Origin of the sequence: Xanthomonas sp. GPE 39, from assembly GCF_000963005.1 — a bacterium.
In the GTDB taxonomy this organism is placed as follows: Bacteria; Pseudomonadota; Gammaproteobacteria; order Xanthomonadales; family Xanthomonadaceae; genus Xanthomonas_A.
This window is the reverse complement of record NZ_JZHZ01000007.1, coordinates 2,281,027-2,296,039: the sequence shown is the minus strand read 5'-3', so window position 1 is coordinate 2,296,039 and position 15,013 is coordinate 2,281,027. Positions and strand designations below refer to the sequence as shown.

The window sequence follows — 15,013 nt, the reverse complement described above, 5'->3', positions numbered from 1 at the left end:
GCGCTGTGCCTGCGGCGGCGCGGCGGTAGCTGCCCGTGCCGTGCGTGGTTGGCCGCCTCTGCAATCGGCATGACAGCGCCGTTTGCTTTGCGGGCCTCGCCGCGTGGCTGACAACGCAAGGTGCGTTTGCCAGTGCAGTTCTCCGATTCGCCCTGCATTCTAGGCCGCAGCTCGCACGTTGCCCCGGCGACGTTGTATCGTGTCATGGTTTGGCCTTCCGATTGCACGATGCCGCCTCCATCCACGCCTGTCCGTCCTGCCACCACCGTGCCCCTGCGCCATGCGTTGAGGCCGCGGCAATTGATCATGATGGGATTGGGCGGCGCGATCGGTGCCGGTCTGTTCCTCGGCTCCGGCGTTGGCGTGCATCTGGCCGGACCGGCGGTGCTGATCTCCTATCTGCTCGCCGGTGCCCTGGTGATCATCGTGATGAATGCGCTCGGCGAAATGGCCGCAGCCAATCCGTCCAGTGGCGCGTTCTCGGTATATGCCGCCGACGCGATGGGCCCGACCATCGGTGCAACCGTGGGGTGGTTGTGGTGGCTGCAGTTGGTGATCGTGATTGCCGCCGAGGTGGTGGGCGCGGCTGGCTTGCTGGCGACGCTCTGCCCAGTGTCGGTCCCGCTGGTCGCACTCGGGTTCATGATCGTGCTCACCGCGATCAATTTGTTGGGTGTGCGCAACTTCGGCGAGTGCGAGTTCTGGTTTGCCATCCTCAAGGTGGCGGCGATCCTGGCCTTCATTTTGCTCGGCGTGGCGTTGTTGGCTGGTTGGTTGCCGGGAGTGGTCGCGCCGGGTTTGTCCAATATCACTGGTAACGGCGGGTTTGCGCCCAGGGGCATCGCCGGTATCGCGGCGGCGCTGTTGGTCGTGGTGTTCGCCTTCGGTGGCACCGAGATCGTGGCGGTGGCGGCGGCCGAGACCGCTGACCCGGAGCGCAGTATCGCGCGGGCGATCCGCACCGTGGCTTGGCGGATCCTGGTGTTTTACATCGGCTCGCTGAGCGTCATCGTCGCGGTGGTGCCTTGGCAGAGCGCGGCGCTGGCATCGCCATTCGCCGCAGTGCTGCAGGTGGCCAGGATTCCCGGCGCGGCGACCGGCATGACCTTGATCGCGGTGATCGCGTTGTTGTCGGCGCTCAATGCCAATCTGTACGGCGCATCGCGGATGATCTTTTCGCTGGCTCAACGCGGTGAGGCACCGCGTCTGCTGGCGCTCGCCAGCCGCCAGCAGGTGCCGTGGCTGGCGGTGCTGGTCAGTGTGTCGTTCGGGTTCGTCGCTGCGCTGCTGGAGCTGCTGTATCCCAACCGCGTATTGCCGGTGCTGCTCAACATCGTCGGTGCGACTTGCCTGCTGGTGTGGACGATTTCGCTGGTGTCGCAGTTGATTTTGCGCGCGCGTGCCGACCGTCGTGGTACGCGCTTGCCTTTCCGCATGCGCGGTTATCCGCTGCTGAGCGTGCTGGGGTTGGTGATTCTGGCGCTGATTTTCGCTCTGTTGGTGGCGTCGCCGGACACGCGTGGACAATTTCTATCGATTGCGGCAATGACCGCGGCGATTGCCTTGGTCAGTGGTGTGGCGCGGCGGTGGCGCGCCCGTTAGGACGGCGGCTCAGCTTAGGAGCAAGCGCGCACCCAGCGCGCATAGCAGTGCTGGCGGCATCACCAGTACGCCGACTTTGAGAAAGCGCCAGAAGCCGACGTTCTCGCCCTCGCGACGGATCGCGGTCAGCCACAGGATGGTCGCCAGCGAGCCGGTGATCGACAGGTTCGGGCCAAGATCCACACCGATCAGCAGCGCATCCACCACCAGTTGCGGCGGCTGCGCCTGGGCCACGGTGGTGCTGGCAATCAGCCCGGCAGGCAGGTTGTTCATCAGGTTGGAGCCGAATGCCAGCAAGGTTCCGGCGATGCCGGCGGTGGCCTGCGGCGCGTGCGCGGCGGCGGCGCTCAGGTGCTGTGCGAGCATGCCGATCACGCCGGTGCGCGATAGCGCTTCGACCAGGACGAACAGGCCCGCGACCAGTGGCAACACCGACCACGACACCGCCCGCACCATCGGCAGCGGTGACTGCCGCCCGCCCAGGCAGACCACGCCCAGTGTGGCCAGGCCGGCCAGACAGGTGGGCAGCCCCAGGTCCAGGCCCAGCGCGGAGACGCCCACCAGTAGTGCGGCGGTGGCGAGAATGCCGATCAGTGCGAACGTGCCGCCACGGGTCAATGGCACGGTGTCCACGCGCTCGGCGCAGCGCCCGGTCAGGTCCTTGCGTTCGGCCCAGCGCAGCATGCAGAAGGTCACGCCGATTGCCAGCACCGATGGCAGCGCGAATGCGGACATCCAGGCGCCCAGGGTCGGCATCTGTCCGCCGTACATCACCAGATTGGCGGGGTTGGAGATCGGCAACACGAAGCTGCCCGCGTTGGCGATCAGCGCGCAGGCGAACAGCAGCGGCAGAGGCTTGGCTCCGGCCTTGCGGGCGGCGGCGTACACCGCCGGGGTCAGTACGACCGCAGTGGCATCGTTGGACAAAAATGCGGTGACGACGATGCCGACGCCGAATACAAGCGTGAACAGGCGTGGAGTCGAGCCACCGGCCAGGTTCACTGCGTGCATGGCGACCCAGTCGAACAGGCCTTCGGCGCGTGCGGTTTCCGACAGCAGCATCATGCCGATCAGGAACAGATACACGTCCATACCTTTGAGCACCGCCCGCCACGCTTCACCGCCTGGCATCAGCCCCAGCGCCATCAGCAATAGCGCGCCACCGACCGCCCAGCACGCCTCGGGTAATTTGAACGGCCGCACGATCACTGCGGCAGTGGCCAGTGCGCAGATGCCCCAGGTGACCAGATGAGCGGTGTGCGTGTCGAGCATGTGCATCATGCCGCTGCCGCCGGATGCAGCACGCGCACGACGGCGTGGGTCGGCTGTACGATGGCACAGGCGAAGCGGGGAAGTGTGGTGTCACTGGCGGCAGGCATGAGTGTGGTCGATGCAGGCAGCAATGGGGAAGGTAAGGATAGCAGTGGTCGGGGTGGGGCTTGGAGCAAGCGCTACTGGAAGTGCCGAGGTTGCGTGCATCGAGAGAGCCAGTGCATGCGCCATTGCATCGCATCGCGGCGTTTGCATGGTTGCCGATGTGGTGCGGCTCAGTCGTCGGTTGCGCTCTTTGTGCCGGTGTCGAGGCGTTTTTGCGCGAACAGCCACTGCCACATCTTCGGATCGCGATAGGTGGCATCCCACGCGTTGTGATTGCCGTGTGGGTATTCGGTGTAGTGCACGTCGGCGTTGAGGTTATTGAACGCGCGAAAAATCTTGCGGTCGTCGTGCGGCAGCACCAGATCGTCCTGAGCGCCGTGGAAGATCCACACCGGGATGTGCTGCAGGCGTTGCGCCAGGGCCGTGTAGGGGTCGGATAGATAGGCCACCGGTGTGACCACCAGATATTCGCGATCTTCGTGCGGGGACAGAATCGCTCCGCAGATCGGCACCAATGCGGCGAAACGCTGTGGCTGCTGCAGCGCGATCTCCCAGGTGCCGTAACCGCCCATCGACATCCCGGTCAGGTAAGTGCGTTGCGGGTCGCCGTTGAATTCCGCGCTGGCCTCGTCCAACGCTTGCAGCGCCATGGTCGCATTGATGCCGTTCCACTCTTCGCCGTCGGGCACTTGCGGCAGCACCACCAATGCAGGGAAATCGCCCAGATGGCGGCGCAGATACGGCCCCAGGCCGGTGTCGACCTGATCGAGGTTATTGTTGCCGCGCTCGCCCGAGCCATGCAGGAACAACACGATGGGCATCAATCCTTGGCGATACGCCGGCGCTGGTACGAACACTTGGTAACGGTACACGCGCCCATCGAGGTTGAGCTGGCGGCTGACGAAATGGCCGGTGGCCGGATCGCTGGGCAAGCTGCTGCATCCCACCATCGAGAGACACAGCACAAGCAGCAGCGCACGCACGGACATGATGGGATCTCGGGTCGTAGGTTCGCAGTATCGTGGCCCTGGCATCCCAACGACAATCCACCTGCACCCGACGGACATGCGCCAGTCAGGCGTGACTTATAACAGCATCAGGGTGGCCAGACCGAGGAAGCTGAGAAATCCCATCACGTCGGTCAGTGTGGTCAGGATGACGCCACCGGCTAGCGCCGGATCGAACCCCAGGCGTTTGAGCGTCAACGGCACCAGGACGCCGCCGAGCGCGGCGGTGAGCAGGTTGATGGTCAGCGCCGAGCCGATCACCAGCGACAGCAGCGGTTGTCCTAACCACACCAGCACGATCAGGCCCAGGCCGATGCCCAGTGCCAAGCCGTTGATCAGTGCCACCGAGAGTTCCTTGCGCAGCAGCACGATCACGTTGGACGCGCCGATCTGGCCCAACGCCAGGCCGCGCACCATCAGTGCCAGCACTTGGGTGCCGGCATTGCCGCCCATCCCGGCCACGATCGGCATCAATGCGGCCAGCGCCACTAGTTTGGCGATGGTGTGCTCGAATTGGCTGACCACGCTGGAGGCGATGAATGCGGTGCCGAGATTGATGGTCAGCCACAGCAAGCGCCGCCGGAACGCGCGTCGTACCGGGCTGAACAGATCCTCGTCTTCGTCCAGGCCGGCGGCGCTCATTGCCTGGTGCTCGGCCTGGTCGCGGATGATGTCGACCACGTCGTCGATGGTGATGCGACCGAGCAGGATGTTGTTGTCGTCCACGACCGGTGCGGAGATCCAGTCGTGGTCGGAGAACCGCCGTGCGACTTCGTCGGCGCTTGCGTTGACGTCGATGGCCGGTTGCTCGTCGTCGATCAGCCGGTTGATCGGGGTGGAGTCCTCGTGGGTGACCAATGCCGCCAGCGATACCCGTCCCAGGTATTGGTGACGGCGGCTCACCACGAATAAATGGTCGGTGTGGTCGGGCAGTTCGCCGCGCAGGCGCAGGTAGCGCAGCACCATGTCCAGGTTGACGTCGGCGCGCACCGTCACCACGTCCGGATTCATCAGGCGGCCGGCGCTGTTCTCGGGATAGGACAGCACCTGCTCCAGCCGCTCGCGGTTCTCGCGATCCATCGACTTGAGTACTTCGTCGATGACGGTGTCTGGCAGATCCTCGACCAGATTGGCCAGGTCGTCGATGTCGAGATCTTCGACCGCGGCGACGATTTCGTCCGGGTCCATGTGTGCGAGCAGGTTCTCGCGGACTTCCTCACCGACGTGCAGCAACACCTCGCCATCGTCTTCCGGATCGACCAGACCCCACACCACCTCGCGTTTGCCCGGCGGCAGCGATTCCAGCAGATTGCCGATCTCCGCTGGCGTCAGCGTATTGACCAGCCGGCGTACCGGGCCCAGGCGCCGGCTGTCCAACGCATCGCTGAGCAGGCGCAGTTGTCGCGCGGTCTTCTCGTGGCGGACGGCATCGGCCATGCGCTGCTCCCTCTGGTCGTGGTCGCGCGCCGAAGCAGCGCGGGCGGTCAGGTGTTCATGTCGACATTATCGCCTGCATCGTGCGTTGATGCGCGGCGTCAGTGGTCGCAGCAGCGGGTGGTTCGGGATTTTCGCGCGTGCGCGTCAGCGCTCTGCTGCAAGCACACGCTCAGCGCCATTGCGTTGCGAGCAAAGGACTGGTGAGACTTGGACAACAAAACGTGGATGTCGGCAGGCGTTCGTGGCGACATCCAAATGCAGTGCGCGAAATACAGTCGCACTGTTGTGCGATAGCGCGAGCGCATCTGGCTAGCGCAGTGTGTAGGTGTCGCGAACGGCTCAGCCCAACCAGCGCTCGATGCCACGCCGATCCCGGGCGGCCAGCAGTTTCGCTGCACGGGCGCGCAGCGTTGCCAGGTCGCTGTCGCGGATCACCCGACGCACTTCCAGCAGCGTCGCCGGATGCAGGCTGAACTCGCGCAGTCCCAACGCCAGCAGCATTGAGGTCAGAGCCGGGTCGCCGGCAATTTCGCCGCATACGGCCACCGGCTTGGCGTGGGCCTGGCCGGTGGCGATGACCTGCGCGATCAGCCGCAGGACCGCCGGATGCAGTGGCGAGTACAGTTCGCCCAGTGCCTCGTTGTTGCGGTCGGCGGCCAGGAGATACTGCACCAGATCGTTGGTGCCGATCGACAGGAAGTCCACGGCGTCGATGAAGCTGTCCAGCGCAATCGCCGCCGCGGGCACCTCGATCATCGCGCCGAGTTGGACATGTTCGGCAATCGCGTGGCCTTCACGGCGCAACTGCGTGGCGATGCGCTTGAGGTGCCGGCGCATCGCCATGATTTCCTCGCGCGCGCCGATCATCGGCAGCAGTACGCGCATCGGCCCGTAGGCGGAGGCGCGCAGGATCGCGCGCAACTGGGTGTTGGATATCCTGGGTCTGGCCAGCGACAGGCGCACGCCGCGCAGCCCCAACGCCGGGTTCTGTTCGTTGCTCAGGGTCAGGCCGGTGCGGTCGGCCTTGTCCGCGCCCAGATCCAGGGTGCGAATCGTCACCGGTCGTCCGCTCATGCCCAGCACCGCATCGCGGTAAGTGTGGAACTGCTCTTCCTCGTCCGGCAGCGCTTCGCGTTGCAGGAACAAGAACTCGGTGCGATACAGGCCCAGGCCGTCGACGCCGAGCGCATGCGCGCGGGCCACGTCCTCGCGCGATTCGGCGTTGGCCAGCAGCGTAATGTCCACGCCGTCGCGGGTGCGGCTTGGCTTGGAGCGCAGCTTGCCCAGGCCGCGCTGCAACTTCGCCTGCTCGCGCACACGCACTCGGTAGTTTTGCAGGTCCTGCGGAGTCGGATCCAGTAGCACCGCGCCCTGGGTGCCATCGATGATCAGCACGTCGCCGTCGTTGATTTTCTGTAGTGCATCGGCGACGCCCACCACCAGGGGCAGGTGCAGGCTGCGCGCCAGAATCGCGCTGTGCGACAGGGTGCTGCCGGCACTGGTGACGATGCCGACCACACCTTGCGTCTGCAACTGCGCCAGTTCCGACGGGGCCACGTTTTCACAGACCAGGATCTCGCCGGCCAGGCCTTCGTTGTCCGGCTGGCGCTTGTGCAAGAACGCATGGATTCGCCCAATCACATGGTCCAGATCGTCCATGCGGCTTTTCAGATAGGCGTCTTCCATGTTGTCGAACACGGTCGCCAGGCGGTCGCGTTGCAAGCGCAGTGCATAGTCGGCGCTGTAGCGGCCGGTGCGGATCAGCTCGTCCAGACCGAACAGCAGTTCGGGATCGTCGAGCAATAACGCGTGCAGGTCGAGGAATTCGCCGACTTCCTTGGCGAGCGCGCCATGCAGGCGCAGGCGCAGTCCGTGCATTTCTGCGCGTGCCGCATCCACGGCACCATGCAGGCGCTGGAGTTCGTCGGGAATTTGCGCCGCGCTGATACGCTGTTCGGCCACATCCAGTGCGTGCGGCAGGCGTACCCGTGCGCGGCCCAAGGCATTGCCGCGTGACGCGCCGTGACCGGCGATACGCACGCTCACCACGCGCGCCCATTGCGGCGGCACCGCTTTGTGATCTGCCGCCGCCTGCAGCGCATGCTCAGCTATCCTCGTCGAAGCGCCGCGCGAACAGGTCGATCGTGGCCTGGAGCGCCTCGGCTTCATCGACGCCGTCCACCCGCACCGTCACCGCAGTGCCTTGTGCAGCAGCCAGCAGCATCACCCCCATGATGCTTTTGGCGTTGACTTCGCGTCCTTTGGCCGCCAGCGTGGCGTTGCAGCGGAACGACGATAGCATCTGCACCAGTTTGGCGGTTGCCCGGGCATGCAGGCCCAAGCGGTTGGAGACCAGGAGTTCGCTTTCAAGCATCGTCGATCACCACGCCATTGCGGGAGCCAGCGGCAGCGGTCGCCGGCAGTTGCTCCAGGTTCTGTTCGGGATAGTTCATGATCCGCAGCAGCATCGGCAGACTGAGTGCGGAGACGCGTCGTACCGGGGTGCCCAGCCGCGCCAAGCGTATCGCCAGATTGCTTGGGCTGGCACCGTATAAGTCGGTGAGCACCAGCACGCCATCGCCATCGTCGACCCGGCGTAGCGCTGCCGATGCCTTCGGTAACAGTGCGTCGAGGTCGGCATCCAATGGGACTTCGAAGGCTTCGGTCTTCAGCGGCAATTGCTGCAACAGTCCGGTCGCCACGCTCAACAGCGCCGCGCCGATGCCAGGATGAGTGATGAGGAGAATGCCGCAGGCCATGGGTCAACGTTAACAGGTCGGGCAGGGGGCAGGGAATGGGCGTTTGACGCCCACATGGGTGCTGCTGATTCGAAGAATGGTTGCGATGTGTGCCTGCTTGGTGGCCGACATGGTCTGGTCATTGCCTCAATCAAGTGGTGGCGATGCTGCAAACGCGATGCGCGCGCTCGCGGTCAGAGTGGTCAACAAAACGTCGCCAGTCGCTGTCCGGTGGGCGCGGACAGCGCGGCGTTGCTGCATTCAATCCTGTTCGCGATGAAAGGTCGCCACTTCCTGCCAGCCCTGCTCGCGGGCGTGTCGGGCCATGCGTTCGGCCAGGTACACCGAGCGGTGCTTGCCACCGGTGCAGCCGAAGGCGATGGTGACGTAGCTGCGGGTGTCGTTACGTAGCCGTGGTAGCCAGGTGTCGAGGAAGTCGATCAACTGTGCGGTATAGCGCTGCACTTCCGGCTGGGCGTCCAGGTAGTCGCGCACCGCGCCGTCGCGGCCACCCAGCGGGCGCAGTTCCGGATCCCAGTGCGGATTGGGCAGCATGCGCGCGTCGAAGACGAAGTCGGCCTCGACCGGCACACCGCGCTTGTAGGCAAAGGATTCGAACAGCAACGAGAGAGTGTTTTCGGCGGCAAGCGCGAATTCGGTGGTCACGCGCCTGCGTAGCTGATGGACGTTGAGCGTGCTGGTGTCGATCACCGCATCGGCTTCGTGGCGCAACGGCATGGTCAGCCCGCGCTCGCGCTCGATCGCTTCCGGCAGCGACAGGCCCTGGTGCGAGAGCGGATGGCGCCGACGCGTATCGGCATAGCGCTTGATCAGCGCGTCGTCGTTGGCGTCGAAAAACAACAGCCGTGCGTCCAGGCCGAACTGCGCCACCACTTCGCGCCAGCGCGGAAATTGGGTGAGGTCGCTGTGGCGGTTGCGCACATCGATACCGACAGCGAGCTTGCTGGGGCCGCCATCCTCGCGCACCAGACTCTTGACGAAAGCCGGCAGCAATTCCACCGGCAGGTTGTCCACGCAGTAGTAGTCCAGGTCCTCGAAGGTTTTCAGTGCCACCGATTTGCCGGAGCCGGACAGGCCGCTGACGACCACCAGGGTAGAGGTGTTCGCCATGGTATTCATGGGCCGCGTCGCTCCAGCATATTGCTATGGCGGGCGATGAACATCGCTGCGGGGTCGATACCCTTGGTGCGCAGGATGTGCAGGCGCGTGGCGGCTTCGGTCAGCACCGCCAGGTTGCGGCCTGGCATCACCGGCAGGGTGATCAGCGGCACGTCCAGGTCCAGGACGTGGCGGGTTCCCGAATCGCCGGTGAGGCGTTCGTAGCCATGGGGGGTGGGTTCGGTCATGGGGCGGGTCAGATGCACGATCAAGCGAAGATACTTGTTCTTCTTGACAGCCGTGTCGCCGAACATGTCGCGTACATTCAGCACGCCCAGCCCGCGCACTTCCAGCAGGTCCTGCAGCAGTTCCGGACAGGTGCCGTCGAGTACATCCGGGGCGATCTGGGTGAACTCGGGGGCGTCGTCGGCAACCAGGCGGTGGCCGCGACTGAGCAATTCCAGCGCCAGTTCGCTCTTGCCCGAGCCTGCATCGCCGGTGATCAAGACGCCGATCGAGTAGATCTCCATGAACACGCCGTGCAGGATGATGCGTGGCGCCAGCGTGCGCGCCAAGTGGTAGGAGAGGTGATTGAGCAACTCGTGGCCACGTTTGGGCGAGACCCACAGCGGGGTGTCGGACTCGTCGGCGGCCGCCCGTAGATCTTCCGGGCACGACTGGTTCTTGGTGATGACCAGCGCCAGTGGCCGGACATCGACGATTTTCTCGATTGTCTCCCAGCGCTGGCGTGCGTCCAACGAATCCAGCCATGCCAGTTCTTCGCTGCCGAGAATCTGGACTTTGTTGGGATAGATGGTGTTGAGATAGCCAGCCAGGGACGGGCGTCGGGAGACTGTGTTGCCCGCTTCCAGGATGCGGTGTTCGCCCTTGTGGCCAGCCAGCCAGCGCAGGCCGAGCCGGTCGCGCTGTTGATCGAACAGTTCGCGGGCGTCGATGCTGGTGTTCATGCGGTGCTGGTCTGGGTGTCGTCACCCTGCCGCGAATAAGCTGCGGTGGTATTGGGTGCGTGGCGGAGTGTCCGGTTGGCATGATCGATGCCGCATGGTCGATCGTGCTGCGATTTCGCCATCCATTGCTGGGGATCGTGTGTTCGCACCGTCATGGCGAAGCGAAGCTCTGATCGACCGGCGCGGCAGCCATCGGAATTGATCGATTGCCGCCACCGCACGAGGCGTCCAGACGCCGAGCATGGCCGTGAGCGACGGCCATGCCATGTGCGCTGGTGATGCTGCCATGCCGTGTTTTCTGGCTCAGGCGGGAGACGGTGTGCAACAAGATGGTGCGACCAGCGACCGACAGCGCCTGGGTGCCGTCGGTCGCGATCAGCTCGGTCAAAGGGCATGGCGGCGCACTATCTGCGAAGAGTCAGGCGAGATTGTCGCGTACCTCGGCCGCATGGTGATCCTGTTTCTTTTCTTTGTGCTTGATGATTAAGCGGTCGAGCTTGTCGGCGAGCAGGTCAATGGCCGCGTACATGGTCTGCGCTGTGGCGTCGGCGTGCAGGGTGCGGCCGGGGACGTTGATCGTGGCTTCGACGTGATGGTCGGGCTTGCGCAGCGCCAATTGGGCGCGGACCTCGATGGTTTCTTCGTAGTGTCGCTTCAGCCGTTGCAGCTTGGTCTCCACGTATTCGCGCAGGGCGGGGGTGACTTCAATCTGGTGGCCGTAGGTCTCGATACGCATCGGATACTCCTTGGTTCGGGGTTCACCTATGAACGATTGCCGCCGTTAGCCGATACGCACGCGTTCGTGGGAGGCGGGAATGTTCATGGCCTCACGATACTTCGCCACGGTGCGGCGCGCTACCGGTACGCCGGTATTTTTCAGCAGGTCGGCCAGCTTGGCGTCAGAAAGCGGCTTGCGTGGGTTCTCCGCCTCGATCAGACGCCGGATCATCGCTTGAATGGCGGTGCTCGATGCCTCGCCGCCACTGTCGGTGTCGATACCGGAGGCGAAAAAGGCACGTAGCGGGATGGTGCCACGCGGTGTGCGCACGTATTTGCGGGCAATGGCACGGGAGATGGTGCTTTCGTGCAGACCCAGTTCGCCGGCGATCTCGCGCAGGGTCAGCGGACGCAGGGCTTGTTCGCCGAATTCCAGGAAACCGGCTTGTTGTCGCAGTAAGCAGCGGGTCACCTTGAGCAGGGTCTCGCCACGGGCCTCCACGCTCTTGAGCAGCCAGCGCGCTTCCTGCAATTGTCCGCGCAGGTAGCCGGCGTCGCTTTCGCCACATTGGCGGATCAGTCGTTCGTAGCCGCGATGGATAGTGACCTTGGGTTGGGCGTGTGCGGACAGGGCCGCGTGCCAGACGCCGCGTTGGCGCCAGACGATACAGTCGGGCACGACATAGGTATCGCTACCGAGTTCGCCGATCTGTTTGCCTGGACGTGGGTCCAGCGAGCGTAGCAACGCGACTGCCGTGTCCACGTCCGCAACCGGGTGTTTGAGCGCGTGAGCCAGGCCGGCGATGCCGCTGCGCGGGAGTTTTTCCAATGATCCGTTGACGATCGTGCGCGCCAGTTCCAGTCCGGGGGTGGCCTTGGGCAGCATGTCCAGTTGCAGGGTCAGGCATTCCTCCAGGCTGCGCGCGGCGATGCCGGTCGGGTCGAAGCGCTGGATTTGGTGCAGCACGGTGAGGATTTCGTCCTCGTCGGCGATGATGTTCGGGCGCAGTGTGTCGGCGATCGCAGCCAGCGGCTCACGCAGGTAGCCGTCGCTGTCGAGCGCGTCGATCAGTGCGACACCGATACTGCGGTCGCGTGCGGACAGGGGCGAGAGGTGCAATTGCCACAGCAGATGATCGATCAAGGTTTCCGGCTCAGCCACGCGTTCGGCGAGGCTGCCCGTGTCGTCGTCGTCGAACCCACCGCCGCTGCCGTGACTCCAGGCCGGGTCGGTTGCTGTCCAGTCTTCTCCGCTGTCGGCCGGCGACGTTTCGTCATGGGCGTCGCCGGCAGGAGCGAGGGTGTCGCGATCGGCAGCGGTGCTGCTCGCCTCGCGACCATCGCTGCGCTCGAACGTGAGGCCGGCGTCCTCGGACCACTCCAGCAGCGGGTTACTCTCCACCGCTGCGGCGATTTCCACCTCCAGCTCGGCGCTGGACATCTGCAATAGCTTGATCGCCTGGCGCAACTGCGGCGTCATGACCAGATGCTGTCCCAGCGATGTCTGCAGCCGTGCTTTCATGCGTGTGCTCAGCGCGGAAAGAGCGTAAAAGGAGGCGCGCTCAGAGCCGGAAGGTTTCTCCGAGGTACACGCGGCGCACGTCGCTGTTGGCCAGCAGGGCCTCCGGTGCTCCCTGCGCCAGCACGCCGCCTTCGTTGAGAATATAGGCCCGGTCGCAGATTCCCAGGGTTTCGCGCACGTTGTGGTCGGTGATCAGCACGCCGATGCCACGTTGTTTGAGGTGGGTCACGATGCGTTGGATCTCGCCGACCGAGATCGGGTCGACGCCGGCAAAAGGTTCGTCGAGCAGCATCAGTCGCGGCTTGGCCGCCAGCGCGCGGGCGATCTCGCAGCGGCGGCGTTCGCCACCGGACAGGCTGGCACCGAGTTGCTCGGCGACGTGGCCGATCTGCAGTTCGTCCAGCAGCGAGAGCAGTTCGCGTTCCTGTCCGGCTTCGTCGAGATCCTCGCGCAATTCCAGTACTAGGCGGATGTTGTCGGCGACGCTGAGCTTGCGGAACACCGATGGCTCCTGCGGCAAGTAGCCGACGCCGAGTTTGGCGCGTTTGTACATCGGCAGCGCGGTGATATCGCTGCCGTCGAGCACGATACGCCCGGCATCGGCCTCGACCAGGCCGACGATCATGTAGAAACAGGTGGTCTTGCCGGCACCGTTGGGGCCGAGCAGGCCGACCACTTCGCCCGCGTCTAGGGTCAGGCCGAAATCGCGCACCACTTCACGCTGCTTGTAACGCTTGCGCAGGCCTTCGGCGAGTAGCATCACTGGCCTCCTTGCTTGGCGGACTTGGTGGGTGTCGTCGCGGGTTTGGTCGCGGCAGCGGGTTTGGCACCATTCGCCGGCGGGCTGGCCGCCGCGGCGTTCTTCGGCTGGATCACCGTATGCACGCGGGTGCCGTCGCCGCCGCCCTGCATGTCGCCGGTCTTGGTGTTGTAGACCATGCGCTGGCCAGCGTTGGTGCCTTTCGGCGAGGTCATTTTGTAGTTGCCGGTCAGGATCACGCTGTCGTTGTTGACGGTGTAGTCGATGGTGTCGGCGATGCCATTGACCATGGAGCCATCGTCCATTTGCTGCTTGAACGTTGCCTGTTTGCCGTTGAGCAGCACGCGATCGATTTGGCCGTTCTTGCGGAAGATGTCGGCGGTATCGGCATGCGCTTCCAGCGTTCCCTGCACAATGACCACATGGCCGGAAAAGCGGCACTTGCCGTTGTCGTCGGTCAGATTGCAGTTGTTGGAGTCGGAGTTGACGTCTACTAGCTGATTGCGGTCGGTCGACTTGGCCAGCGCGATGGCGGGAAACAGCAGCGCGAGCAGCGCTAGCTTAGCGGGCAGCATTCGGTTCATAACGGGTCTTGACCTGTGAAAGGAGCTTGTACTGCCGGGATTTCAAATCGACTTCCAGGCCGACGCCGGTTTGCATCATACCGGGCCGCGCCATGGTGACGGGTGCGGTGGTGTGGGCGCTGTTGGTTTGCGGGAAGACGTCCAGACTCTGGGTGCGGAAGGTGGTGGGCGGGATGCTGGGGACTTTGGGGCTGTCGCCAGCGACGTCGCCACGCAGGCGCAGTTCCTTGCCGTCGGCGCTGACCCAGCCGGTCTTGCTGCGCATTTCCCAATGCTGGTCGTTGGCGTCCGGGAGCAGGAACAACGGGGTGACGATCGATAGCGTCTGGTCGGCACGGCTGCGTTCCATCTCCGGTGCGCGTAGGGTCATCGCTTCCTTGCCTTGCTTGTTCAGGCTGACGATCTCGAAATCGCGGGCGATATAGTCAGAACGTGCCTCGGCTGTGGTGGCCAGGGTTGGCCTGCTGCGCTGGTTCCAGGCCGACCAGCCACTGATGACCGCAGTGACCAGGAGGATGCTGCCGAGGGTGCGGCGCCAGTTCATGCGCCATGCTCCTGCAGCAGCGAGGGAAGGTGGCCTTGCGCAGCGAGTAGTACGTCGCACAGTTCGCGTGCTGCGCCTTCGCCGCCGCGGGCACGGGTGATCCAGTGCGCGTGCTCGGCGGTCCACGGATGCGCGTTGGCCGGGGCGACCGCCAGACCGACCGCGCGCAGCGCGATCACGTCGGGCAAGTCATCGCCCATGAAGCAGACCTGCTCCAGGCTCAGTCCGCGTTCTGCGCACAGTGCCTGCACGCCGGCACGCTTGTTTTGGACTCCGATCTGTACCCGCAGGCCCAGCTCCTGGCCGCGCTTCTCTGCGGCCAAACTGTGGCGTGCGGTGATCAGCGCGACCTCGATCCCGTGCTTGCGCAATTGCACCAGACCCTGGCCGTCCAGCACGTGGAAGGCTTTGCTTTCGTTGCCGTCGCGGTCGTAGTACAGGCGGCCGTCGGTGAGCGTGCCATCCACATCGAAGCACGCCAGACGGATGCGCGCGGCGCGATCGATCAGGTCGGCGGGGAGGGCGGCCAGCGGGGAGTAGGGCATGAGGGCGATATCGGGGCGGGGAGGCCGGGTTTCCAGCGGCTGGATCTCAAGGAACCTGGTTGTGGCCGGACGGAAGGTAAATGGCTTCAGCCT

16 protein-coding genes are annotated in these 15,013 nt (G+C 64.6%); 1 reads left to right on the top strand and 15 read right to left on the bottom strand.

Features of this window, described 5'->3' with window-relative positions:
- Positions 1-228 precede the first annotated feature (228 nt).
- Positions 229-1,602: an amino acid permease gene (locus XALGPE39_RS09680; RefSeq protein ID WP_045728004.1), complete on the top strand. Its 1,374-nt coding sequence runs from the start codon at positions 229-231 to the stop codon at positions 1,600-1,602.
- Positions 1,603-1,611: 9 nt separating this feature from the next.
- Here the strand turns inward: XALGPE39_RS09680 and XALGPE39_RS09675 are convergent, their stop codons facing one another.
- From XALGPE39_RS09675 to XALGPE39_RS09605, 15 genes are all read right to left on the bottom strand, one after another.
- Positions 1,612-2,874 (bottom strand): arsenic transporter, encoded by a 1,263-nt coding sequence (locus XALGPE39_RS09675; RefSeq protein WP_200893872.1) that lies wholly within the window; start codon positions 2,872-2,874, stop codon positions 1,612-1,614.
- A 275-nt stretch (positions 2,875-3,149) separates the two neighbouring features.
- The gene (locus tag XALGPE39_RS09670) at positions 3,150-3,968 is read right to left on the bottom strand and encodes a prolyl oligopeptidase family serine peptidase (RefSeq protein WP_045728003.1); all 819 of its coding nucleotides are present in this window, start codon (positions 3,966-3,968) and stop codon (positions 3,150-3,152) included.
- A 96-nt stretch (positions 3,969-4,064) separates the two neighbouring features.
- Positions 4,065-5,423 (bottom strand): magnesium transporter, encoded by a 1,359-nt coding sequence (gene mgtE / locus XALGPE39_RS09665; protein ID WP_045728002.1) that lies wholly within the window; start codon positions 5,421-5,423, stop codon positions 4,065-4,067.
- Between the two features lie 339 nt (positions 5,424-5,762).
- A complete protein-coding gene (gene ptsP / locus XALGPE39_RS09660; protein WP_045729108.1) occupies positions 5,763-7,469 on the bottom strand; it encodes a phosphoenolpyruvate--protein phosphotransferase in 1,707 nt (568 codons plus the stop codon).
- Between the two features lie 58 nt (positions 7,470-7,527).
- Positions 7,528-7,797, bottom strand: a complete 270-nt coding sequence (locus tag XALGPE39_RS09655) for an HPr family phosphocarrier protein (RefSeq protein WP_045728001.1) — start codon at positions 7,795-7,797, stop codon at positions 7,528-7,530.
- Positions 7,790-8,182: a PTS fructose IIA component family protein gene (locus tag XALGPE39_RS09650; RefSeq protein WP_045728000.1), complete on the bottom strand. Its 393-nt coding sequence runs from the start codon at positions 8,180-8,182 to the stop codon at positions 7,790-7,792. The genes XALGPE39_RS09655 and XALGPE39_RS09650 overlap by 8 nt, the downstream gene beginning before the upstream one ends.
- Positions 8,183-8,422: 240 nt before the next feature.
- Positions 8,423-9,301 carry an RNase adapter RapZ gene (gene rapZ, locus XALGPE39_RS09645; protein ID WP_045727999.1) on the bottom strand — a complete coding sequence of 293 codons (879 nt, stop codon included), beginning with the start codon at positions 9,299-9,301 and terminating at the stop codon, positions 8,423-8,425.
- Positions 9,298-10,248 carry an HPr(Ser) kinase/phosphatase gene (gene hprK, locus XALGPE39_RS09640; RefSeq protein WP_045727998.1) on the bottom strand — a complete coding sequence of 317 codons (951 nt, stop codon included), beginning with the start codon at positions 10,246-10,248 and terminating at the stop codon, positions 9,298-9,300. Before hprK ends, rapZ begins: the two co-directional genes overlap by 4 nt.
- Positions 10,249-10,399: 151 nt before the next feature.
- The gene (locus tag XALGPE39_RS09635) at positions 10,400-10,636 is read right to left on the bottom strand and encodes a hypothetical protein (RefSeq protein ID WP_045727997.1); all 237 of its coding nucleotides are present in this window, start codon (positions 10,634-10,636) and stop codon (positions 10,400-10,402) included.
- Between the two features lie 30 nt (positions 10,637-10,666).
- The gene (gene raiA, locus XALGPE39_RS09630; RefSeq protein WP_045727996.1) at positions 10,667-10,984 is read right to left on the bottom strand and encodes a ribosome-associated translation inhibitor RaiA; all 318 of its coding nucleotides are present in this window, start codon (positions 10,982-10,984) and stop codon (positions 10,667-10,669) included.
- Between the two features lie 45 nt (positions 10,985-11,029).
- Positions 11,030-12,487 carry an RNA polymerase factor sigma-54 gene (locus tag XALGPE39_RS09625; RefSeq protein WP_045727995.1) on the bottom strand — a complete coding sequence of 486 codons (1,458 nt, stop codon included), beginning with the start codon at positions 12,485-12,487 and terminating at the stop codon, positions 11,030-11,032.
- Between the two features lie 40 nt (positions 12,488-12,527).
- Positions 12,528-13,247 (bottom strand): LPS export ABC transporter ATP-binding protein, encoded by a 720-nt coding sequence (lptB, locus tag XALGPE39_RS09620; RefSeq protein WP_045727994.1) that lies wholly within the window; start codon positions 13,245-13,247, stop codon positions 12,528-12,530.
- Entirely contained in the window at positions 13,247-13,831 is a 585-nt protein-coding gene (gene lptA / locus XALGPE39_RS09615) for a lipopolysaccharide transport periplasmic protein LptA (protein WP_045727993.1), read from the bottom strand. Before lptA ends, lptB begins: the two co-directional genes overlap by 1 nt.
- A complete protein-coding gene (gene lptC / locus XALGPE39_RS09610) occupies positions 13,809-14,375 on the bottom strand; it encodes an LPS export ABC transporter periplasmic protein LptC (RefSeq protein WP_045727992.1) in 567 nt (188 codons plus the stop codon). Before lptC ends, lptA begins: the two co-directional genes overlap by 23 nt.
- Complete coding sequence (locus tag XALGPE39_RS09605) at positions 14,372-14,920, bottom strand: HAD hydrolase family protein (RefSeq protein WP_045727991.1); 549 nt, start codon at positions 14,918-14,920, stop codon at positions 14,372-14,374. The genes lptC and XALGPE39_RS09605 overlap by 4 nt, the downstream gene beginning before the upstream one ends.
- Between the last annotated feature and the right edge of the window lie 93 nt (positions 14,921-15,013).

Coding starts and splice junctions, on each gene's coding strand:
- XALGPE39_RS09625 (WP_045727995.1), bottom strand. CDS start 12,487: ATGAAAGCACGGCTGCAGACATCGCTGGGACAGCATCTGGTCATGACG.
- lptC (WP_045727992.1), bottom strand. CDS start 14,375: ATGAACTGGCGCCGCACCCTCGGCAGCATCCTCCTGGTCACTGCGGTC.
- XALGPE39_RS09680 (WP_045728004.1), top strand. CDS start 229: ATGCCGCCTCCATCCACGCCTGTCCGTCCTGCCACCACCGTGCCCCTG.
- XALGPE39_RS09675 (WP_200893872.1), bottom strand. CDS start 2,874: ATGCTCGACACGCACACCGCTCATCTGGTCACCTGGGGCATCTGCGCA.
- XALGPE39_RS09655 (WP_045728001.1), bottom strand. CDS start 7,797: ATGCTTGAAAGCGAACTCCTGGTCTCCAACCGCTTGGGCCTGCATGCC.
- mgtE (WP_045728002.1), bottom strand. CDS start 5,423: ATGGCCGATGCCGTCCGCCACGAGAAGACCGCGCGACAACTGCGCCTG.
- XALGPE39_RS09670 (WP_045728003.1), bottom strand. CDS start 3,968: ATGTCCGTGCGTGCGCTGCTGCTTGTGCTGTGTCTCTCGATGGTGGGA.
- XALGPE39_RS09605 (WP_045727991.1), bottom strand. CDS start 14,920: ATGCCCTACTCCCCGCTGGCCGCCCTCCCCGCCGACCTGATCGATCGC.
- rapZ (WP_045727999.1), bottom strand. CDS start 9,301: ATGAATACCATGGCGAACACCTCTACCCTGGTGGTCGTCAGCGGCCTG.
- lptB (WP_045727994.1), bottom strand. CDS start 13,247: ATGCTACTCGCCGAAGGCCTGCGCAAGCGTTACAAGCAGCGTGAAGTG.
- XALGPE39_RS09650 (WP_045728000.1), bottom strand. CDS start 8,182: ATGGCCTGCGGCATTCTCCTCATCACTCATCCTGGCATCGGCGCGGCG.
- lptA (WP_045727993.1), bottom strand. CDS start 13,831: ATGAACCGAATGCTGCCCGCTAAGCTAGCGCTGCTCGCGCTGCTGTTT.
- raiA (WP_045727996.1), bottom strand. CDS start 10,984: ATGCGTATCGAGACCTACGGCCACCAGATTGAAGTCACCCCCGCCCTG.
- hprK (WP_045727998.1), bottom strand. CDS start 10,248: ATGAACACCAGCATCGACGCCCGCGAACTGTTCGATCAACAGCGCGAC.